Raw genomic sequence first — 25,708 nt, 5'->3', positions numbered from 1 at the left:
GGTCACCTCACTGCTGCGGCGGTGGCGCCGGGGTTCACGGGCGGACGGCGATCGGCCGGGCGGACGGCCCGGTAGGCGGCCACCACCGGAGCGAGTTCGGCGGGCGTGGCGCCGTGCAGGATGACCGAGTCGACGCCGAGGGTGAACTGCCGGGTCACGGCCGCGGCGCAGTCGGCGGCGGATCCGGTGGCGCAGTCGCGCACCCAGGCGTCCGGTATCACCGCGGCCAGTTCGCGCAGTTCGGCCGGTGTCGCGGTGGCGTCGATCGCGCCGCGCGCCCCGGAGAACGCGGCACTCGCCCGGACACGGTCGAGATCGCTTGCCCGCCAACGGTTCGCGCGCATCAGAGCGTCCGGGTAGCCCTGCAGGTAGGTGGCCAGCCGACCGTACAGGCGGCGCAGCCGTTCCATCTCGGCGTGCTGCTCGTCGACGGTCGCCAGCACCGCCCAGATCCGCACCGACGCCGGATCGCGCCCCGCGCGTTCGGCCGCCGCGCGCACGGCGCCGACCGCCGCCGCGGTCGCCTCGTCGCCGAGAAATGTGTGCAGGACCACCGCGTCGGCGATCCGACCGGCGAGAGCGAGCGTACGAGAACCCATGGTGGCCAACAGGATCGGCGGCGGCGTAGCCAGGGTGACACCGAGATGCAGCGCCGGGTACGCGCCGATCAGGCCGTCGTGCCCGATCACCGTCTCGCCGCGCCACAGGCGGCGCAGCAGGTCCGCGAATTCGGCCAGCTGCGCCCCGGTCACCGTGGGCAGGCCGAGCACCTGCCACTGAGCGGCGATCCCCCGCCCCAGCCCCAACGCGAACCGGCCGCCGGACAGCTCGGCGAGCGTCGCCCCCATCGTGGCCGTCACCAGCGGATGGCGGGTGTGGTGATTGGTCGCGGCGGTGGCGACCCCGAGCCGGGGCGCGGCCACGGCGAGCGCCCCCGACAGCACGGCGGCGTCCTTGACATTGAATCGCTCGGAGACGAACGCCGCCCCCAGCCCGATCCGCTCCGCCTCGGCCGCCTCCGCGACGAGTTCGGCGGGCCGCACCGGATGCCGCGACAGCGTGTAATACCCCAGCTCGGTGAGCAACTCGGGCCCGGGATCGATCATGCCCCAAATCTAGAACGAGCCCCGGGACTCGGTATACAGATTCGAAAAATTGTCTACTGCGTAACGTGACCCGCATGAGCGAACGTGTGGTGATCGTCGGCGCGGACGCGGCCGGGATGTCGGCGGCGTCGCAGGCCCGCAGGCTGCGGACGGCGAGCGAGTTGGACATCGTGGTGTTCGAGCGCGGGCACTTCACCTCCTACTCGGCGTGCGGTATCCCCTACTGGGTCGGCGGCGACGTGGACGACCGCGACGACCTGATCGCCCGCACGCCCGAGGAGCACCGGGCCCGCGAGATCGACCTGCGGCTGCGGACCGAGGTGCGCGAGATCGACGTGCCCGGTCGCCGGGTCCGTACACACGACCTCGAGACCGGCGCCGAAACCTGGACGGACTTCGACAAACTCGTGCTCGCCACCGGCGCGAGCCCGATCCGGCCGCCGCTGCCCGGCATCGACGCCGCCGGGGTGCACGGCGTGCAGACGCTCGACGACGGCCAGGCCCTCATCGACACGCTCGACTCCACCCGGGGCCGCCGCGCGGTGGTGGTGGGCGCCGGGTACATCGGCGTCGAGATGTCGGAGGCGCTGATCAACCGCGGCTACCAGGTGACGATGCTCAACCGCGGCGCCGAGCCCATGTCCACCCTCGACCCCGACATGGGCGTCCTGATCCGGAAAGCCATGCAGGGCCTGGGGATTCACGTCGTCGACGACACGGAGGTGACCGCCATCCACACCGACGCGCAGGGCCGGGTCCGCGCGGTCGCCGCCGACGACGCCGAATATCCGGCGGACGTCGTGGTACTCGGCCTCGGCGTCCGCCCCGCCACCGAACTGGCCCGCGCCGCGGGGCTGCCGCTGGGCGCATCCGGCGGGCTGCTGACCGACCTGGCGATGCGCGTACGTGGGCACGAGAACATCTGGGCCGGTGGCGATTGCGTGGAGGTACTGGATCTGGTGTCCGGCTCGCAGCGGCACATCCCGCTCGGCACCCACGCCAACAAGCACGGCCAGGTCATCGGCGCGGGTGTCGGCGGCGACTACGCCATCTTCCCCGGCGTGGTCGGCACCGCCGTCAGCAAGGTCTGCGATCTGGAGGTCGCGCGTACCGGCCTGCGCGAGAAGGACGCTCGCGCGGTCGGGCTGCAGTACGTCACCGTGGTCATCGAATCCACCAGCCGCGCAGGGTATTTCCCGGGCGCCGCGCCCATGACGGTGAAGATGCTCGCGGAGCGGCGCACCGGCCGGTTGCTCGGCGTGCAGATCGTGGGCCGGGAAGGCGCGGGCAAACGCATCAATATCGCCGCCGTGGCCCTGACCGCCCGGATGACCGTCGAACAGATGACCGCCCTCGATCTCGGCTACGCCCCGCCGTTCTCCCCGGTCTGGGATCCGGTGCTGGTGGCCGCCCGCAAGGCCGTGTCCGCGGTGCGGAAGGACGCAATTCCGATACCGTGAGCATACTTCTGGCAATCACAGGGAGGGATGCTCATGACGCACGGCACGAACCCCGCGGCGGATCCCCGGCCACCCGGAGACATCGTGGTCGGGGTGGACGGTTCCAGAGCGTCCGACAGCGCCGTCCGGTGGGCGGCCCGGACCGCCGCCGAGCGTGGACGACCGCTGCGCATCCTGCACGGACTCGGCCTCACGACGGCCGGGCTGCTCCTGGGATCGGATCGGATCGGCGCCTCCGACGCCCTCGAGAAGCTGCGGCGCAAGGCCGACGAGTGCGTGGCCGGCGCGGTCGCCCTGGCCCGCGAGACCGCCCCGGAACTGGATATCGACACCGAAGTCTCCGATCTGGGCCCGGCCCGGTTCCTGATCGAGCGGTCCGGGTCGGCCCATCTGGTGGTGCTCGGCGTCTCCGGCACCGGCGGCGCGCTGACCCGGCTGGGTTCCACGCTCATGGCAGTCGTCGCGCACGGGCACGGCGCGATCGTGGTCGTGCGCGGCACCGACGAAGAGGACCCGGACATGTCCGCGCGGCCGGTGGTGGTCGGCGTGGACGGGAATCCGGCCGGGCAGGCGGCGACACGGGTCGCCTTCGCCGAGGCCGCCGCCCTGGGCGTGCCGCTGGTGGCCGTGCACACCTGGAGCGATCTTCCCGTCGGCGGGCTGCCGGGCGCCCCGCCGGAACTCGACCCGATGACCGAGGCCGAGGCGCAACGCACCCTCCAGGAGCAGTTGGGCCGGTGTCAGGAGCAGTATCCGGACGTCGTGATCGTCCGCAAGGTCTATCTGTCCGGCCCGCGAGATCGCCTGATCGGGTGGTCGCGCTCGGCGCAGCTGCTGGTGGTCGGCAGTCGCGGGCGCGGCGGATTCCGCGGCCTGCTACTCGGCTCGACCAGCCAGACGCTGGTCCAGCAGTCGCACTGCCCGGTCATGGTCGTGCACCAGCGCTGAGGCCGGGCTACCAGGTACCCGTCAGGTCGTAGGTGGTCAGGATCGCCTCCAAGGGCGGATTGACAGCGGGCGGCAGTACCTCGACGCCGGGATCGGCGGCGGGAATGAGCCCCTTGGTCGCGCGGCCACTTCTGGTGCGGCGCAACCAGATCGCCCAGCAGCTCCATTCGCTGCCGTGCCGGGAGCCATACATGATGCCGTGCGCCAGGCTGTCGTCGTCGAGGGTGATCGGCCACAGCCGGGTGGCTATCGCCGTGGTGAGAGCGCGGTCGCTGCCGCGCAATTCGGCGACGGTGACCTCCGTGACGCCGCGCTCGATCAGACTCGGCGGCGGGTACTTGGCGATCGCCGACAGGCTCGACGCGGCCTCGACATCGATGAACCATCCCATGGTGGGCAACGTGATTCGGTACAGCCGGTATTCGGTCAGCCACGTCAGATCGATCTCGCGCGGCGCGCGGAAACCGGCGTTCTCCCATTCCTCCCTGATCAGGGAGTCCAATTCGGCATCGGGACCGACATCGTCGAAGTAGGTCGACGCGGCGACGGGCAGCCGCGGCTTGAGCGGTGCGAGCAGTTCGCCGTAGGCGCCCTCCTCGGTATCGGCGGCATAGACCGTCTGCTGCCCCGCCACGTCGTACCGATTCCAGGCCGCCGGGGAACTCTCACCGGCCAGCCCGCGCAGCAGCGGATTGAGCGGGCCGTAGGACGGTTTCGCCAGCCGGTACACCTCGCGGCTGGCCGACGGGACGAGCACCAGGCCGGTTTTCGAACAGGTCCGCCGGGCACTGGAGCGCCTGACATCCCTGATAGACACGAAGAATTCCCCTCACACCGCCGGCTCGGATCCGCATGCGAGAGTAGAGCTTAGTGGAGGGGAGGATCTCGGGGCTATTCAGTTGTCGCCGGAGCCATCGACGAAAGCGACTGCGGCAGCGATCACTTCGGGAAAACGACCCTCACGGATGGCCACCGCCGGCGACTCCTCGCCCAGCCGTGGATTGGCGCCGATGAACCAGGACCGGGCCACATCCTCACTCTCGGAGGTGGCGAGCAGGATCCAACAGCGGTGCGCGACCTGCAGCCGCGCCAGCGCCGCGTCACGCGGGCGGGGTCCGTCGGCATGAGCCCACTTGTGCGGCAGCTTGCGGTCGCGCACGCCGGCGACCAGCGCCACCATGGTGGGACCGAGGTGCTGCACCAACTGCCGGGCCAGCTCGGACGGCCGCAGCCGGGCCGTCTCCACGTGACTGGTGATCGCTCCGTTGAGGACTGCCATGACTGTCACCACTTCCGCTGCACCGAAGAACGGATCCATTGGAGCCGACCCGGTCAGCCTAACCAGAATGCCACCTCAATGCAACCACTGTGCTACCGTAACGCCCGCTGAATTCCGCACATCCCCTCGTCGAACGGCTGTTTTCCATGTGGCGATGGCTCCGCAGCGAGCAGACACCGGCGCACTCCACCGGCCTGCACAGCCCCCAGTCACCCCCGGCGGACGCCGATCCGCTCGGCGTCAGCCTGCACTACCTGCACCTTTTCCGCGACGAGTACGAGCGATCGCGGTTCGTGGTGAAGACCCGCGCCAAGCACGTCGTGGTGTGGACGGCCGTGGCCAACGGCCTCATCGCCGTGCTCGGCACCGCCATCGCCGTGGCCGACGCGCCGTGGCTCGGCCTGTTCAGCACCGGCCTGGCCGCCTCGATCGGCGTCATCACCGCGTGGGACGGCCTGTACCGGCATCGCGAGATGTGGGTGCAGCGCAGCGTGATCCTGGGCCAGCTGCAAACCCTGCTCCGCACCACCGAACTGCGGCAGGCGTCCGGCGAGGACCGCGACCTGCTGGCCCGCGAGACCATGCGGGAACTGAACGAGATCCTCGAGGAGGACCTCGAGGCGTGGACATCGCTGCGCCGCACGCAATCATCTGTTCGCGAACGGGGCGAGGACCCCGGGGACGCGTCGTAACGGGCGGCGCTCGGGTCGATGTCAGTCGGGCGGGCCACTGCGACCGGAATCGCCGTGACCATGCTGGGTTCGCAACGCGCGCAACCGATCGGCGATCGGCGGATGACCGCCGTACCAGCGCAACCGCACGGCGAGCAGGCCGGTCGGCGGCGAGTAGTCCCGTTGCCATCGGCGCAGGGCCACCGCGAGGTCGCGACCGTACCCGAGATCCGCGGCGAATCGGTCGGCGGCGAATTCCGCGCGGCGGGACCGCGCCGCGGCGGTGAGCGGCTCGACGGCGAACAGCGCGCACAGCGAGAGGGCGACCGGCCGGCCCGTGGTATCGGCCAGGACGAAATACAGCGCCGCCAGTAATCCCAGGGCGAGCACGAATCTGATCACGATCGCGGCGCGCCCCAGCGCACCGAACGGTCGACCCGCCGCGGCCGCAAGGCGTTTCACCACGGTGCCCGGAATCGCGCTCCAGGCGGCGAGCAATCGCAGACGCTGGTCGCCGGCGACATGATGGCCGAGTTCATGGGCGAGAACGGCTTCCAGCCGGCGCGGGCGCAGCGTCACGATCGCCCAGCTGGTCACGGCGACGATCCGGGTCGGTGCGGCATAGGCGTTCAGCGACGCGGACTGCTGCACCCACAGCGAATACGGCCAGCCGTCCAGGCCCGGTGCGCGGGTCACGTTTTCCCATGCGGCAGTGAGGATTTCCGACTCCCGCCCGATCGCCTTGCGGAATCCGTAGAAGGCGGCCCACGACTGCCGGTTCGGGGTGAACCACGCCGCGTCGAACAGTACGACGCCCGCGAACACCCAGATTCCGCCGAGCACGGCCGCCACCCACAGCCCGGCGCACCGCTCGACGACGAACACCAGCAGCGCACTCAACGCCACCGTCGGGACCGCGAGTACGGCGGTTACCCACCGCGACAGCGCATTTCGGAAGCGGTCATCGGATGTCGCGGACATCTCTCCCCCTGATCCCGTGCCCTCGGCCGCGCGCCCTGGGGTGGGCGGCGACCGGAACCGACGGCGCGGGGCGCCGCCGGTCGTCGGTCACGGTAGCCGAACAGGACGCTGTCGCCATGGGCGATAAGCGTCGGGGCCGAGACTTACGGCACGAAGACCTCGGCCGAGGCCGGGATATTCGGCTTGTCGGTCCGGAGGGTGAGCTGAACCCGGCCCGGACCGGTGTCCGCCACCAGGATGGCCGCGGTCAGGCGCTGCCCGGCCGGGACGAAACGGCTCACGCTGCCCGCCGCACCGGAGTCGAGATTGCGCCAGTCGAGAATCGCCGTCACGTCGCAGGCCAGCAACTGCGGTCCCCATTCCCCCACCGGCGAGAAGCCCTGGGTAATACGCAGTACCACCGAATGCTCGGCGCCGGGCGCCTCGGAATACTGGTAGAGCGGGCCGTCGAAGGCGGTGCCGCCGGCGTTCATCAGACCCGCGCACACACCGTTTCCGAGGGTGAACACCGGGCTGAGCTGGAAGTCGGTTTTCGCGCAGGTACGCGGCCCGACATTCGACCATCCGAGCTGACACGGCTCGCCGCCATCGGCCATGGCGGGCGCGGCGACGGCGACTCCCGCACCGAGAAATGCGGCGACCGCGGCGGCCGAAACCATACGTTTCATCGTCGAAACTCCCTAGTCTGGAAAAACTCCCGTTCGGAAAGTATTGCGATCCTAGCCATATCGACGGGTTGCGCGTGGTTGTCTCGCCGGCGAATGCAGTAGAGTCCGGCAACGCCGTTTCGCGACATACGCGACAAACACGGCAGCAGTGGAACGGAGTTCGGTCATCGTGTCGCGAGTGGCGAAAATCGTCGGACTAACCACCGCGGGGCTGATCGGCCTACTTCCCGCGGCCGCACCGGCGACGGCACAGCAGCCCGACTACGCGCCGACCATGCTGGTGCTCGACGCGTCCGGATCGATGCTGGCCGCAGACCCCGGCGGCGGCACGAAGATGGATGCCGCCAAGGACGCGGTGCGCGGCTTCGTCACCGCGGCGCCCGCGGCGTCGAAGGTCGGGCTGTCGGTGTACGGCACGGCGACCGGTTCCTCGGCCGCCGAGCAGGCCGCGGGCTGCCGCGATGTGCGGGTGCTGCGCGCGCCGGAGACCATCGACAAACCGGCGCTGATCGAGGCGGTCGATCGGATCGTCCCGAGCGGGTACACCCCCATCGGCGTCTCCCTCCGCGCGGCCGCGCAGGCCCTGCCCGCCTCGGGACCGCGGTCGATCGTGCTGGTCTCCGACGGCATCGACACCTGCGCGCCGCCGGATCCGTGCGAGGTCGCCCGCGAGCTGAGCCGCCAGGGCACGCGAATCGTCGTGCACGCCATCGGTTTCGGTGTCGACGAGGCCGCGCGGGCGCAGCTCGCCTGCATTGCGCAGACCACTGGCGGCACCTACACCGACGCGGCCGACGGCAAGATCCTCGAACAGGTGCTGCCTCGCGTCAGCGCCGCGGCCCTGCGCAACTACGCACCGGCGGGCGCGCGCATCACGGGCACGCCCACCTATCGCGACGCACCGGCGGCCGTGCCCGGACAGTATCTCGACACCATCGGCCGGAAGACGCCGCGCTACTACGCGGTCGATGTGCCGCAGGGCGCCACCGCCTATTTCAGCGGCACCGTGTCGTTCCCGCGCGGGGGCGAGGGGGCGTTGTCCAACAACCGCCTCGATCTGCGCGTCTACGGCGCCGAAGGGCAGGACTGCCACGTCTACGAGAACGAGTTGGCCACCCGCTCCTCCGACGGCGTGACGCTGACCGTGGCCGAGGTGTGGAAAGGCGCGACCGAAACGGCGACGGGCGGCAAGCGCAATTGCACGGGCGGCGGCCGCTACTACTTCAGCCTGGAATGGGCGCACGTCGCGGACAACGCGCCCGAAACGCTGCCACTGGAGATGAATGTCGGTGTGGAGCCGCCGGTTTCGGACGCCGGGCCCGCGGCCGCGGCGACGGAAATCGCATTCCACGACCCGGGCGGGACGGCCGTCCCGGTGACGGGTGGCGGCTCGTTCAACGTGGCGGCCCCGCTGGCGGGTTCCGGCAGCTATTCCGATACCTTGCAGCGCGGCGAATTCGTTTTCTACCGTGTGAAATTGGAGTGGGGTCAAGGCCTGGCGTACCGCGTGCGCTACGCCGCCACGCAGGGGCACGGCGTCGAATACATCTCGAATATCAATACCACCCTGTATGCCCCGTACCGCAAGGAAATCGCCTCGGACACCACCTCCTACGGCGGCGCGGAGAATGTCCTCCCGACCGGTAGACCGGCGCTCGCGACGGCGCCGGTGCGCTATGCCAATCGCACGGCGAACGACAACAAGCTCCGGGATCAGGCCCTCGCCGGCTGGTATTACATCGCGGTCGCGGTGGGCCCGCCGATCCACGACGAGGGCAAGGCCGGTCCGGTCCCGATCCGGCTGGAGCTGAACGTCACCGGCGAGCGGGAGCCGGGACCGTCCTACGGCGGCGCCGCGCAGCAGGAGACCTTCGGCTCCGAGGACCGCGCGCCCGGCGACAGCGCCGCACCGCTCACGGCATCCGACGACGCAATGCCGCTGGTGTGGATCCTGGCCGCGGCGCTCGGCGGCGTCGTCGTCGCGGGCGCGCTTGTCGCGGTGCTGCTGCGGAGGCGCACCCGCCGGTCCTGAGCGGAGCCCGCCGATCAGGGGTTGTGCCAGTGCGGAATTCGGCCCTCGCGTAGCGCGGCGAGTCCTTCGACCGGGTCGCGGTGGGCGATGAGCTTGTCCAGCAGCGGGGCGGGCTCCCCGATGGCGGCGAGCGGGTCGGCGGTCCGGTCGGCGTGCGCCATGAACGCCAGCGCGGCGCGGATGGCGACCGGTGAGCGGGCGGCGATATCGGCGGCGAGCTGGCGGGCCACGGTCCGGGCCTTGCCGGTCGGGGCCGTGCGCGCCACCAGTCCGGCGGCGACGGCCTCGGCCGCGTCGATGCGGCGGCCGGTGACGATCATGTCGTGCGCCAGCGCCCGGCCGACGATCCGGGGCAGACGCACCAGCACGCCGGGTCCCGGCGCCTGCCCGATCCCGGTGTCGGGCAACGCGAACGAGGCCGACTCGTCGGCGACGACGAGGTGACAGGCGAGCACGAGTTCCAGCCCGCCGCTGTCCGCGCGGCCGTTGACCGCCGCGATCACCGGCTTCGCCGACTCCCGCGCCGACAGTCCGCCGAACCCGCTGCGCGGCTGCGCCAGCAGTTGCAACGGCGACATGAGGTCGCTCAGATCGGTTCCGGTGCAGAAGGTTTCGTCACCCGCGCCGCTGAGAACCGCGACCCACAGCTCGTCGTCGTGCTGGAACGCGGTGAAGATCTCGTCGAGTTCGCGCTGCGCCTGGGCGTTCAGCGCGTTGCCCGCCTCGGGACGGTCGATCATCACCTCGAGCACATGCTCCGATCGCGTGACGACGACGTGCGTGTAGGACTCCCGCAGCACCGGCACCCGCGGCCCCAGGTGTGCGTCGAGCAGTTCCCGGGTGGACGCGACCCGGTTGCCGTCGGGGGTCGATCGGACGAAAACGTGTCCCCCGATGGGCTCGCTATCTCCGGTCAGCGCGTCGACCAGCTCCGTATCCTGTTCGAGCACATTGGCGATGAACCGGCTGCCGTCGTCGAGCCTGCCCACCACGATGGCGACGGCCGAACCCTCGCGTTCGAACCGCACGGCGCAGCTTTCCACGGTCGCCCGGCCGTCGGCGTGGTACACCGATCGCACACCCGGCACCGCGTCCAGTTCGGCCCGCGCCGCGGCGATACGCGCGGGACGCCAGGCACTCGGTGTCGTCGTGTAGACGCCCACCGAATGCTTGCTGAGCACTCCCCCGTTGGCGGCCACCATCCCGTAGCTGCCGGGCCGATCGCGCACGCGCGCAACGATTTCCGCGATGGCATGGGTGGTGTAGTTGTTGCCGGGACCACCGAAGTACGGCAGGCCGCCGGTGACCGTGAGACCACGCGGATCGTCGGGCGCCAGGCCCAGACCGTCGCAGAGATTGAACACCGCGATCGGGAAGCAGCTGTACAAGTCCAGCGCCGACAGCTGGTCGAGTTCGACCCCGGCCAGCTCCAGCGCGCAGCGGACGGCGGCGACGGCCGCGGGGCTGCGGCTCAGATCCGGCCGTGCGAGCAGCGGCCGCTCGGTCAGGTCGGCGTGCCCCGGCATGAACACCATGCGCGACTGGGGAATACCGAGCCGCCGCGCCGCCGCCAGCGACACGATCAGGACCGCTGCGGCCTGATTCACCTGTTCGCGAGCGACCAGCAGCCGGGTGTAGGCGTCGGTGATGCGGCGATTGCGGTCGTCCACCGCGATCAGCTCCTCGGCGTCGCGCGCGCTGGGCGCCGCCGCGTGCGGGTTACCGGCGGCGACCGCGCTGAACCGGCTGAACAGCTCGCCCATGGCCCGCGCGTACTCCCGCGGCAAGAGGCCCGAGCGCGCCCGGCGGGCATTCTCCAGCACCGTGTACGACACCGCCGGCTCCACCATCCGATGCAGCACACCCTGCGAGGGCGTCATCCCCTCGATGCCGTAACCGCGATCCTCCAGCGAACCGTCCACTCGCTCGGCGAAATCGGGACGCTCCGCGCGCGGCCGGGTCGCGAGGTCGCGGACCGTGGAGATCGCCTCGGCGCCGAAGACCACGGCGACCTCCGAGTTGCCCGCGGCTATCTCGCCGCACAACTCGGTGACCACTTGCTGCGGCGTCTGCCCGCCGGTCGGTGCGAGGATCGCCCGGCGCGGCCGGGCGCCGATCCGGCCTGCCACGGCGCGCGGCACATTGTCCGGAGCGCCCAGAGCGGCGCGGGCGAACGCGCTCGAATCGTCGAACGCGCGGATCGCGGCGACCGTATCCAGTTCCGCGACAATCCTTTCGGTCTCGCCTCCGGAATCGGCCACGGCGGCGCGCACCGCCGCGGCCGCCAGCTCGGCGGCGGACAAGCCGCGATAACCCGGCTCACCGATGCGCTCGGAGATCTGGCCGACGCCGACGATCACCGGTGTGTGCGGCGGCAAGCCCGCATCCGACCCCATGGAAGACACCTCACTGGACACTCGTCCGAACCTAACAGGATCACTTCGCGCCGTCGACGTGCACCGGCAGGTCGTCCGCCCACGGCTGCCGGGTCACCATGTCGGCCACCCGCACCACGCCGCGCTCGAATTCTCCGGTGGCCGCGTCGACCAAGCGGTACGCCTGCTCCTGCCGATGGATCGGCTGCGCGTCGAGCAGGATGACCCGCACCTCGCCGGGCTCGAATCGGCACCGGCGCTGCAGGGCCGCGATGAGCTGCTCGTTGTGCATGTGGCCGTCGCCGAAGTTCCAGCCGACGGCCGTGCTGCAGATGCGTTCGCCGTCGGTGATCGTGTACTCGTCCTCGCGGCCCTCCGGCAGGGCGCGGTGCACCAGGGTGAACAACGCGCGGCCGTGCGTGTTCATGGCGCGGAACGCGTAGCCGAGATAGAGCGGGATCTGCGCGCGGTCCTTGCCGTAGTACCGCTCCAGCTGAGCCTGCGGCATGCTGGCGATCGCGACGACGCCGGTCCCGATCTTCGCCGCGGCCGACGGTTTCACGCACCACAGGGTGGTGTCCCAGTTGCCGGCGTAGTACCGCATGCCCGGCAGGAAGGAAACCTTGCGCGGGAACAGGTTTCCGGCGGCGACGGTCCCCGCGAGCACCGCGAACAACACCGCCACCGGCACCGGATCGCCCAGATCGCCGAGCCCGATATCGGCGTGCGCGACGAACAGCGATCCCATGCCGAAGATCATGAAGACGTTCCACTCCAGCGGGACACCCATCGGGATGGCGGTCAGGATTCCCAGGTGGAACAGCAGCATGACCACCGCGGCCACCGTCGTGGGCCAGCCGCCGCCGGAGCAGAACAGCACCAGCGGCACCAGCATCTCCACCGCCGTGCTGGTGTGCGCCACGATTCGCGACCACCGCCCCGGTCGCAGGTCGTCGGGGAAGTTCTCGAAGAACTTCCGCTTGATCCACCGCGGCCGCATCACCGGACTGTTGGACATCATCGTGGACACCACGAACGGGAAGTGGTGGTTGAGCTTCGAGGTCGCCGCACCCATCCAGATGACCAGGAACACGACCTTGGACCCGACGAGCACATCGGCCCCGGCGAACAGGAAGGTAACCGCCAGCGTGGCGTACACCTCGCCGCGCGCCGCCAGGAAGATGACCTTGTCGCGCAGCCCGAGCACGGCCAGCACACCGAGGATCGCCACGATATGCCAGACCGGCAGCAGGCCGACGGTGGTGTCCAGCTCCGGTACCGGCCCGGTGCCGTCGGCCAGCAGCGCCCACACCAGCAGCGCCAGCAGCGCCGCGTAGAGGGCGACGTCCACCGGCGTCCGGGTGTCGCCCTCGGTCAACGGGATTCGGCCCGGCCAGGGCGGCAGCCGAATCGTCTTGGGGCGCAACCAATACAGGACCGACCCCATGGGCGGGAAGAACCGGTTGTTCAGCGGTCCGAAGCCGCAGCCGAGCCCGATCACCTCGAACAGCAGCGTGTACAGCACGACCTTCTCGAAGACGATCGGCTCCGACCACCACGAGCCCACCCGGGTGAATCCGTCGATGCCGCTGGTGGTCAGCGCGAACAACCACCCGCCGAGGATGTAGAGGCAGATCTTGCCGACATAGAACAGGTGCAGCACGACCGGAGTGCCGAAGCCCACCTCGGCCCAGTGCCGGGCCATCGGCCTGATTCGTTCGCTGCGACTGCCCCGGCTCCACTGCGCCATGTCGACCACGGGCAGATCGGGCTCGACAAACCCCATCGGACCCTCCGTTCCATCCTGCGGACGGGCGGTCACGCTATCACAGCGAACTAGAACTTGTTATAGAAATGCCTCGCGTTGCTGACCGGAACCGTGCACCGCCGCCGCGCCGTCGGCCGCCCCGGTCAATTCGACCGACCGCACGCGGTCGTCGATCCCGGTGGCGCCGTGGGCCAGGATGAGTTCGTCGGCCCGGATGGACGCGGCGAACTCGCCCAGGAACTCGTGCACCTCGGCGGGCGTGCCGACGGCGGTGTACCGGGTCATCGACGCGAGCGACTGCCCGTTGGGAGAGGCGAGGAACGCATCGATCTCGGCGTCGCTGAAATCGGGGCCGGCCGCGCCGCGCCGGATCATCATGCGGGCGCGGGCACGGTAGGCGATCGTCTTCTGCTCGACGGCCGCGTCGTGGTCCTCGGCGGCGAACACGTTGGCGCCGGCCATCACGTAGGGCTCGGCCAGTTGCCGCGACGGCCGGAAGGTATCCCGGTAGACCTCGACCGCCTGATGCAGCGCGTCGGGGGCGAAGTGGGAGGCGAAGGCGTAGGGCAGGCCCAGATGCGCCGCGAGCTGGGCGCCGAACAGCGACGATCCCAGAATGTAGAGCGGCACAACGCCTTCGGCGCGCGGCACCGCCTGCACGCCCGGCACCCGCGTCTCGCCCGTCAGGTAGCCCTGCAGTTCCAGCACGTCCTGGGGGAACGAATCCGCCGAGGAGGGATTGCGGCGCAGCGCCAGCATCGTCTTCTGATCACTGCCCGGCGCCCGGCCGAGGCCCAGATCTATCCGGCCGGGGAACAGGGTCTCCAAGGTGCCGAACTGTTCCGCGATCACCAGCGGCGAATGATTGGGCAGCATGATGCCGCCCGCGCCGAGCCGGATGGTGTCGGTATGCGCCGCGACGTAGCCGATGAGCACGCTGGTGGCGCTGGACGCGATCGAGCCCATGTTGTGGTGCTCGGCGTACCAGACCCGCCGGTACCCGCTGCGCTCACCGGCGCGTGCCAGCGCCACGCTGTTGGCGAAGCTGTCGCGAGCGGTGCGGCCGGGTTCTATCGATGCCAGGTCGAGAAGGGACAGGGCGGTGGCCATCGGACGCTGCCTTTCCTGTGGTCGGGGCACGCGCGGTTCAGAGCGCGTGGTGGAGTTGCTCGGTGAAGGCCCGGATTCGGGCCTCGTCGCGGCGGTAGTAGGTCCACTGCCCGCGCCGGGTGGCGGACAGGAATCCGGCGCGCTGCAGGATCGCCAGGTGCGCCGACATGGTCGACGCCGAGGTCCCCGCCTTCTGCTGGAGGAGGCCGACGCACACGCCGAGACCCGCCGTATCCGCGCCGCGCGCCGGGAAGTTCGCGTCCGGGTCCTTGAGCCACTCCAGGATGCGCAGCCGAGTCTCGTTCGACAGGGCCTTGCACTCGTCGAGCATCGTCACCACCGTTCGCTATTTCGCTAATAAACGAAATTACGCCCCCGGCGGCCATCGAGCACCATGACGATGCTCACTGCCCGACAGCTTTACCTGATGCGAAGGTCGAGGCCTGTCGACCCGGGGGGTGGCGGACTATGGTGAGGGTGTGGTACCGGAGCCAGGCGAGCGTTTCGCGGGATTTCTGCTGCGAACCCGGCTGGGCCGCGGCGGCAGCAGCGAGGTGTTCCTCGCCGAGGACATCGAACGGTCGCGCCCGGTGTCACTGAAGATTCTGGGGCCCGAGGCCAGCCGTTCCGCGTCGGCGCGGGCGCGGTTCGTGCACGAGTTCGACATCCTGTCGGCCTTGCGCCATCCCCATATCGTGCGCATGTACAACCACGGCGAAACCGCCGGGCGGCTCTGGTCGGCACACGAATACGTCGCGGGCACAACGGGTTTGGAACTCGTGCGGATGCCGCATCAGAATCCGCACCTGGCCCGGGTGCTACCGCTGCTGACCCGGGTGGCGGCGGGTCTGGACTTCGCGCACGCCAACGGCGTGGTTCATCTCGACGTCAAACCGGCGAACGTGCTCGTCGGCACGAATCGTCCTGCGACGGTGAAGATTTCCGACTTCGACCAGTCCCCGCTGGCTGGATCGGCCCGAGCCGCCGCTGGCCACCGACGGCTTCGTCGTCGTCTCGGTGCCGTATGCCGCACCCGAACTGCTGAAGGCGGGCACGGTCTCGCCCGCGACCGATCAGTATGCCCTGGCCTGTTCCGCGATCGAACTGCTCACCGGGAGACCGCCGTTCCCGCGCGGGGACCTGATGACCACCGCGCAGGCCCAGCTCCACGACGCGCCGCCCGACCTGTCCGAGCGCAAGCACTGGATTCCGCCCGAGGTCGACGCCGTTCTGCACCGCGCACTCGCCAAGGACCCCGCCGACCGCTATCCCACGTGCGCCGAACCGATCCGGCTGCTCACCGAGGCCCTCCGCGACATCGACCCGCGCCCCCTCGCTCCGCTGCGAAACCGCGTGACGGCCGCGTTCAGCCGAGTGGGCTAGGAGTATTTCGAAGGCTCAGCGGCGGACGCGATAGCGGATATGAGTAGCCGCGGGCGTATTGATCACCTCGACAACTTCCAGTTCGATCTCCGACGGCAACACATCGAACAAGCGATGCCCACGACCGAGCAACACCGGAATCAAATGGATCTGCACTTCATCCAGCACCCCGGCCGCCAACGCCTCCCGCACGGTGTACGCGCCGCCACGTATCTGCACATCCCGCTGCCCCGCAGCGGCTTTCGCCTGTGCCATCGCGCTTTCGATCCCGTCTCGCACGTAGGTCACCAGCGGATAGCCCCAGCGAGCCGCCGGCGAAGGCGGCCGGTGGCTGGGCACAAAGATCGGGCTACCGTTGTGATCACCACCCCAGTGATCCATCAGTTCGGCAGTCCGCCGGCCCGACAGAACCGCACCCGCAGCGTTCCACTCCTCCTGAAAACGCCCGACCGGCCCGGACACATCGGTCTCATCGGCCCACCGGTGCAACCGCTCACCGTCCTCGCCGCCGAGGAAGTCATCGGAATCTGCGATATACCCGTCGAGCGACATCGACATATCCAGCACTGATACAGACATAGTTGGCTCTTTCGTGTTCGGACTCGCACAGTCCACGCGGATGTATTCGATATGACGACGTCGCGCAGTCGAATTCATCGCCGCGCCTGGTACTCCAGCCGTCCGGGACCGCCACGCCGGCAAGATCACGGCCTACGGCTGGAGTGCTAGGAACGGACCCGGTCCGCGGGCGCGGTCCAGCCGGTGGAGCGGATCCACTCGGGCAGGTCCCGGGTGGTCGGCTCGATCGCCTTCACTGCTGCCAGGTCCGACGGGTTTTCGGACGCCTCGGCGAACTGACGGAACATCGCCTTGTCGAGGTCGTTGCCGAGGACGCTCAGTGGCAGGGTCTCGTAGCGTGACGGTAGCCCGGCTCGCGCGCCGAACGCGGCGGCGATCTGGGGGCCCGTCGGCTCGTCGCCGATGAGGTCGATGGCTCCGCCGGGCACGTCCGCGGTGTCGAGCAGGATCGCGGCGGCGACCTGGCCGATGTCCTTGATCGAGATCATCTTCAGGGGGATGTCGTTCGGCAGCGGCATCCTCACCACGATCGTTCCGTCCTCCAGGCTCGGCGCCATCACGGTCGCGAAGTTCTCCATGAAGGCGGTCGGGCGAACCATCGTGGCCCTCAGGCCGGAAAGCTTCAGGTATTCCTCGATCCGGTGCTTCGAGTCGTGGTGCGGCACACCCGTTTCGCGATCCGCTCCGAAGACCGAGTTGAACACGACGTGAGGCACGCGCGCTGCGGCCGCCGCATCGACGAGGGCGGTGCCCACTCGGACCTCCTCCTCGATCTCCTCGAGGCTGTTCGCCTCCGGGGTCATGAAGTAGAACGCGTCGACCGCCTCCAGCGCGGCGACCGTTGACGCCGGGTCGTCGATCCAGACGGTCGCCAGCTCGACGCCGCGGGCGGCCAGCGCCTGCGCTCGATCGGACTCGGGGGTGCGGACGAGGGCCCGCACCCGCGCTCCTCGGGCCAGGAGCGCGTCGACGACCGCCCCGCCCTGCTGTCCCGTCGCACCGAAGACCGCGATCGCACCGTTTTCCCGCGTGACCATGTCGTCACCTCTCGCTAGGGCATGGCATGAACCCAACTAGTTCATGCCATGAACAATACTAGTTCATGGCATGAACTGATGCCAAGCATGAGGGTGCCCAGGAGGACTGCGCGGTATGTCAGGACGAGGTGGACGCCGAGACATCCGACCTGTCCACGATGGCCGTGGCCAGGCGTTCGAGGTCGCGCTGGTCGTCGGCGTCGAGGTTCTCCGCGACGTCGGGCAGGCGCTTGGTGGTCTCGGCGAACACCGCCTCGGCGAGCACCTTCCCCGCGGGCGTCACGCTGAGCATGATGACCCGCCGGTCCTGCTCCGAACTCGCTCGGCTGACCAGGTCGCGCCGCTCGGTGCGATCGACGAGCTGGCTCAGCGCGTTCTTGGTCATGCCGAGCGCGGCGGCGAGGTACGCCATCTGCCGCGGCTCGTCCTTGATCGCGCACAGCAGCGTGGCCTGTAAGGAAGTCAGGTCGTACTCGGCGCAGATCTGCGCGTACCTCCGCTGGATCAGGACCGAGAGCCAGAAGAGCTTGTCGCCGTAGTCCACTCCCGCCGCCCCTCGTCTGGTGCCGAACGGCCAGTATACCGACGCCATGACACTGCGCAGCGGCGCCACCCGTCGTCAGCACCCGCCTCCCCGGCCCGGACGGTGCGGTCGCCCGTGGATAGCTGTGCGCGCTCTGATCGCCTCCGCGGCGTCGGCTACCGTTCGCCACGCCGCCGAAATCGTAACTCTACCGGTACCTTTCGCAAGGAATTGGTCGTTGTTGTCCGGTATTCTCGATCCAGCAAAAGACACGCCGAACGACTCGCCAGAGATTTGCTGAAAGTGGTTGCGGTGGCTCTAGAGTGCGTATGCGCCGCTGTGCACGGGTGTCTCCGGGGTGGAGTCGGCGAACTGCCCACCCGGGGTCGGTGGCGCCGCGTGCGGTGGGGAGGCCCCCGAGGAAGGCGGCTTCCCCACCGGCACCGAAGCTTTCGCGAAAGTCGTTGTGCGAGGCGGTAAACAGCTGGAGGAGTGGTGGTATGGGGTCGCAATCGGGTGCATTGGATTTCGTAGAGGAGGTGACCGCCCGCTACGGGTCGGTGGAGGCATACTTCGCCCAGTTACGCGCCGAGGTAGACGAGCCGGACGAGGAGCCCACCGAACAACTCCCGGTAATCGAACGACTACCCCGATCATCGAACGCAGCGACGCAACAGCAACCCGACATCGCCGCGCAACCCACTCCCCGGCAAGCGACGCAACCCACGGACCGGACAGCGTATTCGCAGCTACAGAACGCGCGAGTGCGGCAGGCGGCGCCTCCACAGCAGGCGGTGGCTGATTCAGGCCGGAAACGCAACGCGGCCGCGGCGGTATGGCGGCGCTTGACCGGTCGCGGTTGACACAACGCGCGGCCGCGCATGGGATTCGCCGCTCGCCGGCGGCCAATCGGGTGAGTCGACAGGGTGGGACGTTGGCCGGTGGAGAGTCATCGGCTCAGTCGCGGGTACGTTCTCGTCCACCGCGCTCTCGTTCCCGCCCTTCTCTGCCGCCGCGAGTCCTGCCCGCTTGCGGTGGTTCTCGGTGCGGCGATTCGATTCCGGGTGTCGGCTGACCGACCCGCATTATGTCTGCTACCTCACGGACCATCTCGCCAGGTTCTCTGTTAGTCGCCGCATCGCGTGCTCGCGTCGCGTGCTCCGCGAGCCGATCGGCCGCCTCACGCTGCTCCTGCCGCGCCTTCTCGTCGGCCCGGTCCCGTTCCCTCTGCTTCAATTTCTCGGCGGCGTCGGCTTCTTCGCGTGCCCTTGCCGGACTGTCTACGTTCGACTCCCGGCCGCGAGACAACAAAGCTCTGTACTTTTCCGCGAACTCCCGCGCCACTCGTTCGGCCACTTCCCTTTGGACTCGTGCCCGCTCCTCGCGGGCTTCTCGCTCACGCTCCGCCCTTTCCCTCTCGTCTCTCGCCTTGGCTTCCCTCTGGCGTACGATCTCCCGGATATTCGCGAGTCGTTTCCGGGCGCGGTCCGCACGATCCAGCTCATAGGCTCGTACCAATTCGAGCTGCTTGGAGACGAGCGACCGGCCTATTTCGATCGCTCGGAGTGCATCCGCGCGAGAAATTACTTCATGGCGGAATCTACCGGGGAAATCCCGCTGCATGGCGCGTAGATCCGCAAGTACCGTGGCGGGCATCCTCTCACCTGCCACAGTTTCCCAACCGCTGTGCGTAAGCTGACCAGTTTCGAGCGCTGTACGCTCTATACGGAGCTGCTTTCTGGTTTCAACTTCATTTATTCGTCCGGACTTTCGTTCGACGCTTCTCGTTCCCCGGCCCTCGGTGCGCGCCGAGTCGAGTCGTCGCCGTTCCTGGTCTGGACCGACTCGGATTTCAAACTGTCTGACCCAGCCTTTTTCGGCCGTCTCTCCGCGAATATGTGCGCGACCAAGCTCAAAATAAAGGCCGCGTTCATAATTTGATAGATCCCGTCGCGCGGCGTCGTACTCGTCCGACACAGTCCCCCCAGGCTGGGTTGAATCAGGCGGGCTTGCCCGCCGTTCGAATCTCATATTCGATCATTCGGATGCCGTCGTCATCGAATAGCCATTCGACAATGCGCTTCAATGACGCTCCGTTGTCGGTTTCGGGATAGTGCAGCGACGGGCCGAAACCGTTGTATATCGGCCAGTCGGACCCTGGCCTGTTCGTCCACGCCATACCTGCGTGGAGACGGATGCAACATTCGCCGATGAACCTGACGAACCCGTCGGCGCTCTCCCGGTTCTCCGGCGCGATAAAACCGGACCAGTCGCCGAACACCTGTTTCGATGCTTCGAGAAGACGAGTCAACAAGGGGCGTTTCCACCATTCATCCGAGTAGTCCGCGATGCCCGGAACGGTCTGGGTCAGGAATGCTCGAATCTGCGACTCCATGAGCTCGGGCGTAGCCCACTCCAAGAACGCCTGTGTCTTGTCATCGAATTGGATATCGAAACCGATTTGTTCGTCGCTCATTGTTTCCCCTCGCGTCGGCTGTACCGGTGTGCGGAGCCTATCGGGTGCGGCCTGAGTCCGGTTTGATCCGTCCGGCTTCGACCAACGACTGGAACGCGGCACGCTTGCGGGGGCAGTCGTCCACGCGGCACTCCACATGCATCTGCATAATCGCGTGGGCGCGATCAGGTGTCAGCGGACCCACCGGTGCGTCGTGTGTCCACCAGAGCGCGGACAGTTCCCGCCTGGACGCCGCAGGGTCGTTCGTCATGCGAATACCCCTTCACGGATCGGCGTCCAGCGAGCGAAACTCATTCGTGGAGAGATAGTTTCGATCTCCGCGACGTACAGAATCCCATTCACCTCGAGCGGGCTCAGGTGCTGCGGTGACGGCGTGATCACCACGTCCACGTCAGCGGCACGCACCTGATCGGCAAGTGGGATGAACGACGGCTCGGGCCAGATGACCAGGTATCCGAGATGCCGCGCCAAACGCTGCACCTGAGCGCGGTCCCACATCAGCGCATCGGACACCTCCGTATCTACCCATCCCAGCGCGGTCGGCCGGAATCTCATGATCGGTACCCCCTCCCGTTGTCAGCGTTGGTTTGTCGGCTACAACCCTCTACGGCGCGTCTTCGAGACTCGTCGCAATCCGGCTGTAACGACAGCGTTTTCGCATCTACAAGCGTCTACAACTGACCTACGCTTGGGCTGTGGACGACATCGCTGGTAGCCGCCTACGCGCGGCGCGGGAAGCCGCAGGACTCAGCTTGTCCGCGCTTGCGGCGCGTACGCACTACTCCAGAGCGCTACTCGGCTTGCTGGAGACCGGACAGCGACACATCACACCCGAACACGTCGCCGCGTACTCGAGGGCTCTCGGTGTCAGCGTCCGAACATTGGAATCACCCCCGGACGATCCCTTGCGCATCGCTCACGAATGGCTTGTGCTCGACACACCTTCGAAGGTTCACACCAGATCCGGACGACGGGTAGGCCACACCCTCGCAGCCGAGCTCGAGCGGCGCGTGATCGAACTTCGGCGACTGGATGATTCGATCGGCGGCCGTGACTTACACCCTGTCGTGTCCAAAGAACTGCGAGACGCGGAGGAAATAGTTCGGAACGGCAGTTACAGCACCGAGGTAGGCCGGAGGCTGCTGACTGTGGTCGGAGAGCTGGCACAACTTGCCGGGTGGGTCGCCTCCGATGCGGGTCGCTTCGAAGAAGCACGACGCATCTATCTGGACGGGCACCGGGCGGCGGCAGCGGCCGGTGCCCGCGCGCTTGCCGGACAACTGTTGTCGACGCTGGCCTATCAGGAGGCGAACGTCGGTAGCGCGGCCGACGCCGTTCTCATCGCCCGATCGGCGGTGGCAGGTGCCACGGATGCCACACCTACAGCTCGCGCTCTCCTACTGGAACGTGTGGCGTGGTCGAGTGCACGGGCACGAGACACAGACACCGTGCGGCGAACTCTGGACGCCGTGGACGACGCGTACGAAAACCGGTCGGACGGCGTTGTCGAGCCTGATTGGGTCTACTGGTTCAACCGCGACGAGATCGACGTGATGGCAGGCCGGTGCTTCGTGGAGCTCGGAGACGGCCGGAACGCACAACCGTTGTTGTCCCGCGCAATCGACGCATATCCATCCGACCATGCGCGGGAGGTAGCGCTCTACCGGACTTGGCTGGCGGAGGCGTACGCCAAAGGGGGACAGTTCGACGCCGCTGAACACACGCTAGCTCTGATAGACGGCGATGCAGGGTCCGATCGTGTCGACCGACGCGTGCGGGAAGTCACGCGCCTCATGAATCGTCGTTGATCCGCCGCGAAGGTCGCCCGGTGCGGGGTGGGATCGGTTCGAACACCGGGTACGGCTGCTGGTTGAGGTGTGGGCGGGCGGGTATTACGGGGGTGGATATTGCGGCGATGGGGGTGATGGCATGGTTTTCGATCGGGTGGTGAGTGGTGCGTTCGGTGCTGCGGCGTGGGTTCGGCGGGGCCGGGTGTTTCATCCGGTCGGTATGCCGTTGACCGGGGCGTTGCATGCGGTGGATGCCGATTACGCCCGTCTGGTCGGGGCGGCGGAGCGGCCGGTGCTGGCGCGGCTGTCCAAGGGGGTTGGTCTGCCGGGGCCGCTGCCCGATGTGCTCGGGTTGGCGGTGCGCGTGCTCGACCATCGCGAACGGCCCTGGGATCTGGCATTGGCTACGACCGGTGGCGGTCCGCTCGGTCGCCTGGTCGTCGTGCCCGCGCGCGGCTGGGCGCATGCCTGCTACGGCAGTCTCATGCCCTACCGTTTCCCGGGCCACGAAGCAGAATGGATTGTGGCCCAACCGCTTCCGGGGCAGCCGGGCACCGCCTCCGTGGACGATCTGAACACCCACCTGGAACACCATCGGCTCGATTTCGTGCTACGAGCGGTTCCGTGGCGGGGGCCGGCTCGCACGCTGGCCGAGATCACCTTGTCGAGGTGCGAGATAGGCGAGCACGCCGGACCGGGTTTCTACGACCCGGTGACCAACCGGCCCGAGGGCGTGGAACTGCTCCCCCGCCAAGTGGCCGAGATCCGCGAGCGCGCCTACGCGGGCAGCCGCCACGGCCGCGGCGAGCCGGACGATATCGCCACGGCGGGCACCTCGGCCCTGCAAGGCGCTACCGAGCCGTAGCGGCCGCCCCGGACATGCGGTGGGCCTTGCCCTATGACACGGGATCACCCATGATTCACTCATGAGTAAGGTAACCCTAACCACCGAGCTGCCGATCGCGGCCGAGACGGCGTGCAAGTTGGCGCGGACCCCGGAGCTGTTCGCCTATGTTGTGCGCCCGATCCTTTCGGTCCCCGGCCTGCTCGTCCCGGATCGTGTCGAGCCCGGCATGGAGACCTCCGCACGGCTCTGGTGGTTCGGCGTACTCCCCACCTGGCGCCATCACCTGCGCCTGATCCATCTCGCGCCGACGGAGATCTACACCAACGAGTGGGGCGGCCCGGTCCGCACCTGGAACCATCGACTCACCTTCACACCACTCACCGAGTCGAGCTGCCGCTACACCGACGAGGTCGAAATCGACGACGGCATAACCGGTTTCGGTACCCGCCTGTTCGTGCGCCTGATGTTCGCGCACCGTCAGCGCCGCTGGCGCGAACTCACGAGACTGCTGGCGAGCAGCGAACTCCTCGGCCCCCGGCCGCGGTGAGCGGCGGGCCTACCCGTCGCCCGATGCCCGCCGCGGACCGATCAGCGCGATCGCCGTTTCCACTGCGACATCGACTATTTCACCGAGATCACCACCGTCCTCGAACGTCGAGGCGATCAGCTCGCGGTAGCCGCCGTAGAGGATGGTCGCCACCTGCCGTGAGGGCGGATGCAGCTCGCCGGACTGGAATTCCGGTGTCGCGGTGAGGTTCTGGATCAAGGTCACGAAGGCCTCGCCGGTGTCGCGATGCAACTGCCGTCCGCTGTCCCCGAGCGCCGGGGTGTCGCGAATCCAGGCGAGCGTGATCGAGCTGTCGCGCTGCGACGCCACGATCCAGGCCTCGATCGCCTGACGCACCTGCGTACGCCAGGGCGCCGCGGGATCCACCGCCGCGTAGATCTGCCGGATGGTGTCGGCGTTGCGCTCGGCCAGCAGCGCGATGAAACAGTCCTGCTTCCCGCTGAAGTGCTCGTAGAACGTCCGGCGCGAGGTGCGGGCGTGCCGCACCACGTCGGCGACGGTGAGGTCCCGATAGCCCTGCCGGCGCACCGCTTCGGCCATGCCGTCGAGCAGGCGACGCCGGAACCCCGACTCCGGCTCGGCCGGGTCGTCGCGTAGCCCGCTCACCCGGGCATTTCCGCGGAACGGGCGGCACTGTCCGCGGCGGGTCGCGCGGTGCGACGGTGCACCACGGCGCGGCCCTTACCGGCGGGCACCAAGGCGACGCCGCGAAAGTGCGTGCGCTCGTCCGGCGCGGCGGTGGGCTCCAGCGTGAAATCCCTTAGCAGCGTGCGCAGCACGACGTTCATCTCCATGGTCGCGAACGCCGCACCGATGCAGCGACGCGCCCCGCCGCCGAACGGGATCCACGTGAACGTACCGGGCCGCGCGCCCAGGAACCGGTCCGGGTCGAACGCGCGCGCGTGGGGATACAGCTTCTCGTTGTCGTGCATCAGCCGGATATTGACCAGCACACTCTGCCCCTTCGGCAGCGTCCAGCGCCCCAGCGACAACGACTCGGCGTGCACCATGCGCCCGGTGATGTCGACGACCGGACGGACCCGCTGCACCTCCAGCAGCGTCGCCTCGCGCAGTGCGGAACCACCCGCGTCGACCTCGGAGACCAAGCGCCGCAACACCTCCGGATGCCGCCGCAACCGCTCGACGGTCCACGCGAGAGTCGCCGCGGTGGTCTCGTGCCCGGCGGTGAGCAGGGCCAGCAGTTCGTCGGCGATCTCGCCGCGCGTCATCGCCGACCCGTCGTCGTAGCGGGTCTGCAGCAGCATCGACAGCACGTCGTCCCGCTCGGCGAGGGCGTCGTCGGCCTGTGCGCGATCGATGAGCCGGCCGACGAGCGCGTCGTACTCACCGCGATAACGCGCGAACCTGGCCCAGGGACCGAAGCGGCCCAAGAACTTTCGCGGCACCGGGACCGCGGCCAGGGCCGAGGCGACGAGTACCAGCTTGGGCAGCAGCTCGCGCAACCGGTCGAATTCCACGCCCTCCGCGCCGAATACCGCCCGCAGGATCACGTTCAGGGTGATCCGCATCATCGAATCCATGGTCGCGAATTCCTGCCCGGTCGGCCACGACGCCATCTCCCGGACGGTCTCCTCCTCGATCAGCGCCTCGTACACCGGCAGCCGCCGACCGTGGAACGGCGGGGAGAGCAGCTTGCGGTGGCGGCGGTGCGCCGAACCGGTCAGGGCGAACAGGGAATTCGGACCCAGGAAATCGCCGAGGTTCACATCGCCGTTGTCCGCCACGTCGGGCCCGGCGGTGAACAGCGCCTTCACCTCCGCCGGATCGGACAGCACCACCATCCGGCCGAATCTGGGCACGTAGACGGTGAACGCCGAGCCGTAGCGGTCGTGCAGACGCCGCCACGCCCGGGTTCTCCCCGCGAGGATCTCCATGCCCTGGACGAGGACGGGCGACCTCGGCCCGTCCGGCAGCTTCACAGTGGTCATGCGCGCCTCCCACTCGGTACGGCCATGTACCACCGTACGGTACGCCGCCGTACCGACTGTGGCAAGGGTCACTCCCGAGACCTGCCGAGAATGGCCCGGTGATCGCGCGCGAGGGTTGAAATCATGCCGCGCACTAAGGTTTTCGTGCCCGTTTCGCC

Annotated in this window: 27 protein-coding genes and 1 pseudogene; 11 read left to right on the top strand and 17 right to left on the bottom strand. The window is 68.6% G+C overall.

All coding sequences use genetic code 11. The features are described 5' to 3' along the window. Positions 1-2: 2 nt before the first annotated feature. Positions 3-1,106, bottom strand: coding sequence for a TIGR03857 family LLM class F420-dependent oxidoreductase (locus ACFMRZ_RS29305; protein ID WP_400181544.1), 1,104 nt, complete (start codon positions 1,104-1,106; stop codon positions 3-5). Positions 1,107-1,180: 74 nt separating this feature from the next. On the opposite strand from ACFMRZ_RS29305, the gene ACFMRZ_RS29300 reads away from it, so the two are divergent. Both ACFMRZ_RS29300 and ACFMRZ_RS29295 read left to right on the top strand, forming a co-directional pair. Next, on the top strand, positions 1,181-2,566 hold the full coding sequence (locus tag ACFMRZ_RS29300) for an FAD-dependent oxidoreductase (RefSeq protein ID WP_400181543.1): 1,386 nt from the start codon (positions 1,181-1,183) through the stop codon (positions 2,564-2,566). Positions 2,567-2,599: 33 nt separating this feature from the next. After that, a complete protein-coding gene (locus ACFMRZ_RS29295) occupies positions 2,600-3,514 on the top strand; it encodes a universal stress protein (protein ID WP_400181542.1) in 915 nt (304 codons plus the stop codon). A gap of 7 nt (positions 3,515-3,521) precedes the next feature. Here the strand turns inward: ACFMRZ_RS29295 and ACFMRZ_RS29290 are convergent, their stop codons facing one another. Next, the gene (locus ACFMRZ_RS29290) at positions 3,522-4,331 is read right to left on the bottom strand and encodes an RES domain-containing protein (protein ID WP_280364499.1); all 810 of its coding nucleotides are present in this window, start codon (positions 4,329-4,331) and stop codon (positions 3,522-3,524) included. Positions 4,332-4,409: 78 nt separating this feature from the next. After that, a complete protein-coding gene (locus ACFMRZ_RS29285; RefSeq protein WP_280277054.1) occupies positions 4,410-4,793 on the bottom strand; it encodes a hypothetical protein in 384 nt (127 codons plus the stop codon). Positions 4,794-4,939: 146 nt separating this feature from the next. Here ACFMRZ_RS29285 and ACFMRZ_RS29280 point away from each other — a divergent pair, with 146 nt between their 5' ends. Continuing rightward, a complete protein-coding gene (locus ACFMRZ_RS29280) occupies positions 4,940-5,485 on the top strand; it encodes an SLATT domain-containing protein (protein WP_400181541.1) in 546 nt (181 codons plus the stop codon). A 21-nt stretch (positions 5,486-5,506) separates the two neighbouring features. Here ACFMRZ_RS29280 and ACFMRZ_RS29275 read toward each other — a convergent pair whose 3' ends face one another. Continuing rightward, positions 5,507-6,445 carry a M48 family metalloprotease gene (locus tag ACFMRZ_RS29275; RefSeq protein ID WP_400181540.1) on the bottom strand — a complete coding sequence of 313 codons (939 nt, stop codon included), beginning with the start codon at positions 6,443-6,445 and terminating at the stop codon, positions 5,507-5,509. A 143-nt stretch (positions 6,446-6,588) separates the two neighbouring features. Then, on the bottom strand, positions 6,589-7,113 hold the full coding sequence (locus tag ACFMRZ_RS29270; RefSeq protein ID WP_280277057.1) for a hypothetical protein: 525 nt from the start codon (positions 7,111-7,113) through the stop codon (positions 6,589-6,591). A 178-nt stretch (positions 7,114-7,291) separates the two neighbouring features. On the opposite strand from ACFMRZ_RS29270, the gene ACFMRZ_RS29265 reads away from it, so the two are divergent. Continuing rightward, positions 7,292-9,145 (top strand): VWA domain-containing protein, encoded by a 1,854-nt coding sequence (locus tag ACFMRZ_RS29265; protein ID WP_400181539.1) that lies wholly within the window; start codon positions 7,292-7,294, stop codon positions 9,143-9,145. 14 nt (positions 9,146-9,159) lie between these two features. On the opposite strand, the gene ACFMRZ_RS29260 is transcribed toward ACFMRZ_RS29265, so the two are convergent. The 4 genes from ACFMRZ_RS29260 to ACFMRZ_RS29245 are packed head-to-tail and all read right to left on the bottom strand — an operon-like array spanning position 9,160 to position 14,729. Next, positions 9,160-11,541 (bottom strand): acetyl-CoA acetyltransferase, encoded by a 2,382-nt coding sequence (locus ACFMRZ_RS29260; protein ID WP_400181538.1) that lies wholly within the window; start codon positions 11,539-11,541, stop codon positions 9,160-9,162. Between the two features lie 40 nt (positions 11,542-11,581). After that, positions 11,582-13,306: a DUF3556 domain-containing protein gene (locus ACFMRZ_RS29255; protein ID WP_400181537.1), complete on the bottom strand. Its 1,725-nt coding sequence runs from the start codon at positions 13,304-13,306 to the stop codon at positions 11,582-11,584. Positions 13,307-13,366: 60 nt separating this feature from the next. Then, positions 13,367-14,398: an LLM class flavin-dependent oxidoreductase gene (locus ACFMRZ_RS29250; RefSeq protein ID WP_400181536.1), complete on the bottom strand. Its 1,032-nt coding sequence runs from the start codon at positions 14,396-14,398 to the stop codon at positions 13,367-13,369. A 37-nt stretch (positions 14,399-14,435) separates the two neighbouring features. Continuing rightward, positions 14,436-14,729, bottom strand: coding sequence for an ArsR/SmtB family transcription factor (locus ACFMRZ_RS29245; protein ID WP_400181535.1), 294 nt, complete (start codon positions 14,727-14,729; stop codon positions 14,436-14,438). Between the two features lie 127 nt (positions 14,730-14,856). Between ACFMRZ_RS29245 and ACFMRZ_RS29240 the strand changes: the two are divergent. Together ACFMRZ_RS29240 and ACFMRZ_RS29235 are read left to right on the top strand one after the other, a co-directional pair. Continuing rightward, positions 14,857-15,348 (top strand): annotated as a pseudogene (locus ACFMRZ_RS29240) (protein kinase); the annotation flags it as partial. A gap of 67 nt (positions 15,349-15,415) precedes the next feature. Continuing rightward, a complete protein-coding gene (locus ACFMRZ_RS29235) occupies positions 15,416-15,781 on the top strand; it encodes a hypothetical protein (protein ID WP_400181534.1) in 366 nt (121 codons plus the stop codon). Between the two features lie 15 nt (positions 15,782-15,796). Here ACFMRZ_RS29235 and ACFMRZ_RS29230 read toward each other — a convergent pair whose 3' ends face one another. The 3 genes from ACFMRZ_RS29230 to ACFMRZ_RS29220 form a co-directional block, all read right to left on the bottom strand. Continuing rightward, positions 15,797-16,438 (bottom strand): dihydrofolate reductase family protein, encoded by a 642-nt coding sequence (locus ACFMRZ_RS29230; protein ID WP_400181533.1) that lies wholly within the window; start codon positions 16,436-16,438, stop codon positions 15,797-15,799. A 68-nt stretch (positions 16,439-16,506) separates the two neighbouring features. Continuing rightward, positions 16,507-17,397, bottom strand: coding sequence for an NmrA/HSCARG family protein (locus ACFMRZ_RS29225; protein ID WP_400181532.1), 891 nt, complete (start codon positions 17,395-17,397; stop codon positions 16,507-16,509). 118 nt (positions 17,398-17,515) lie between these two features. Then, complete coding sequence (locus ACFMRZ_RS29220) at positions 17,516-17,989, bottom strand: MarR family winged helix-turn-helix transcriptional regulator (protein WP_400181531.1); 474 nt, start codon at positions 17,987-17,989, stop codon at positions 17,516-17,518. A 431-nt stretch (positions 17,990-18,420) separates the two neighbouring features. On the opposite strand from ACFMRZ_RS29220, the gene ACFMRZ_RS29215 reads away from it, so the two are divergent. Further along, positions 18,421-18,783: a hypothetical protein gene (locus ACFMRZ_RS29215; RefSeq protein WP_400181530.1), complete on the top strand. Its 363-nt coding sequence runs from the start codon at positions 18,421-18,423 to the stop codon at positions 18,781-18,783. 94 nt (positions 18,784-18,877) lie between these two features. On the opposite strand, the gene ACFMRZ_RS29210 is transcribed toward ACFMRZ_RS29215, so the two are convergent. Next, positions 18,878-19,576, bottom strand: coding sequence for a hypothetical protein (locus ACFMRZ_RS29210; protein ID WP_400181529.1), 699 nt, complete (start codon positions 19,574-19,576; stop codon positions 18,878-18,880). Positions 19,577-19,606: 30 nt separating this feature from the next. Here ACFMRZ_RS29210 and ACFMRZ_RS29205 point away from each other — a divergent pair, with 30 nt between their 5' ends. Then, the gene (locus tag ACFMRZ_RS29205) at positions 19,607-19,861 is read left to right on the top strand and encodes a hypothetical protein (protein WP_400181528.1); all 255 of its coding nucleotides are present in this window, start codon (positions 19,607-19,609) and stop codon (positions 19,859-19,861) included. A 58-nt stretch (positions 19,862-19,919) separates the two neighbouring features. Here the strand turns inward: ACFMRZ_RS29205 and ACFMRZ_RS29200 are convergent, their stop codons facing one another. Further along, positions 19,920-20,396 (bottom strand): hypothetical protein, encoded by a 477-nt coding sequence (locus ACFMRZ_RS29200; protein ID WP_400181527.1) that lies wholly within the window; start codon positions 20,394-20,396, stop codon positions 19,920-19,922. Between the two features lie 246 nt (positions 20,397-20,642). Next, entirely contained in the window at positions 20,643-20,909 is a 267-nt protein-coding gene (locus ACFMRZ_RS29195; protein WP_400181526.1) for a hypothetical protein, read from the bottom strand. Between the two features lie 182 nt (positions 20,910-21,091). Between ACFMRZ_RS29195 and ACFMRZ_RS29190 the strand changes: the two genes are divergently transcribed. The 3 genes from ACFMRZ_RS29190 (at position 21,092) to ACFMRZ_RS29180 (ending at position 23,580) form a co-directional block, all read left to right on the top strand. After that, a complete protein-coding gene (locus ACFMRZ_RS29190; protein ID WP_400181525.1) occupies positions 21,092-22,204 on the top strand; it encodes a helix-turn-helix domain-containing protein in 1,113 nt (370 codons plus the stop codon). 121 nt (positions 22,205-22,325) lie between these two features. Next, positions 22,326-23,051 (top strand): phosphodiesterase, encoded by a 726-nt coding sequence (locus ACFMRZ_RS29185; protein WP_400181524.1) that lies wholly within the window; start codon positions 22,326-22,328, stop codon positions 23,049-23,051. A gap of 61 nt (positions 23,052-23,112) precedes the next feature. Continuing rightward, entirely contained in the window at positions 23,113-23,580 is a 468-nt protein-coding gene (locus ACFMRZ_RS29180) for a hypothetical protein (protein ID WP_400181523.1), read from the top strand. Between the two features lie 9 nt (positions 23,581-23,589). On the opposite strand, the gene ACFMRZ_RS29175 is transcribed toward ACFMRZ_RS29180, so the two are convergent. Continuing rightward, positions 23,590-24,207 carry a TetR/AcrR family transcriptional regulator gene (locus ACFMRZ_RS29175; protein WP_400181522.1) on the bottom strand — a complete coding sequence of 206 codons (618 nt, stop codon included), beginning with the start codon at positions 24,205-24,207 and terminating at the stop codon, positions 23,590-23,592. Further along, positions 24,204-25,550: a cytochrome P450 gene (locus ACFMRZ_RS29170; RefSeq protein ID WP_400181521.1), complete on the bottom strand. Its 1,347-nt coding sequence runs from the start codon at positions 25,548-25,550 to the stop codon at positions 24,204-24,206. The genes ACFMRZ_RS29175 and ACFMRZ_RS29170 overlap by 4 nt, the downstream gene beginning before the upstream one ends. Positions 25,551-25,708: the final 158 nt, after the last annotated feature.

This window comes from Nocardia sp. N2S4-5 (assembly GCF_044628355.1).
In the GTDB taxonomy this organism is placed as follows: domain Bacteria; phylum Actinomycetota; class Actinomycetes; order Mycobacteriales; family Mycobacteriaceae; genus Nocardia; species Nocardia wallacei_B.
This window is presented reverse-complemented; position numbering and strand designations above follow the sequence as displayed.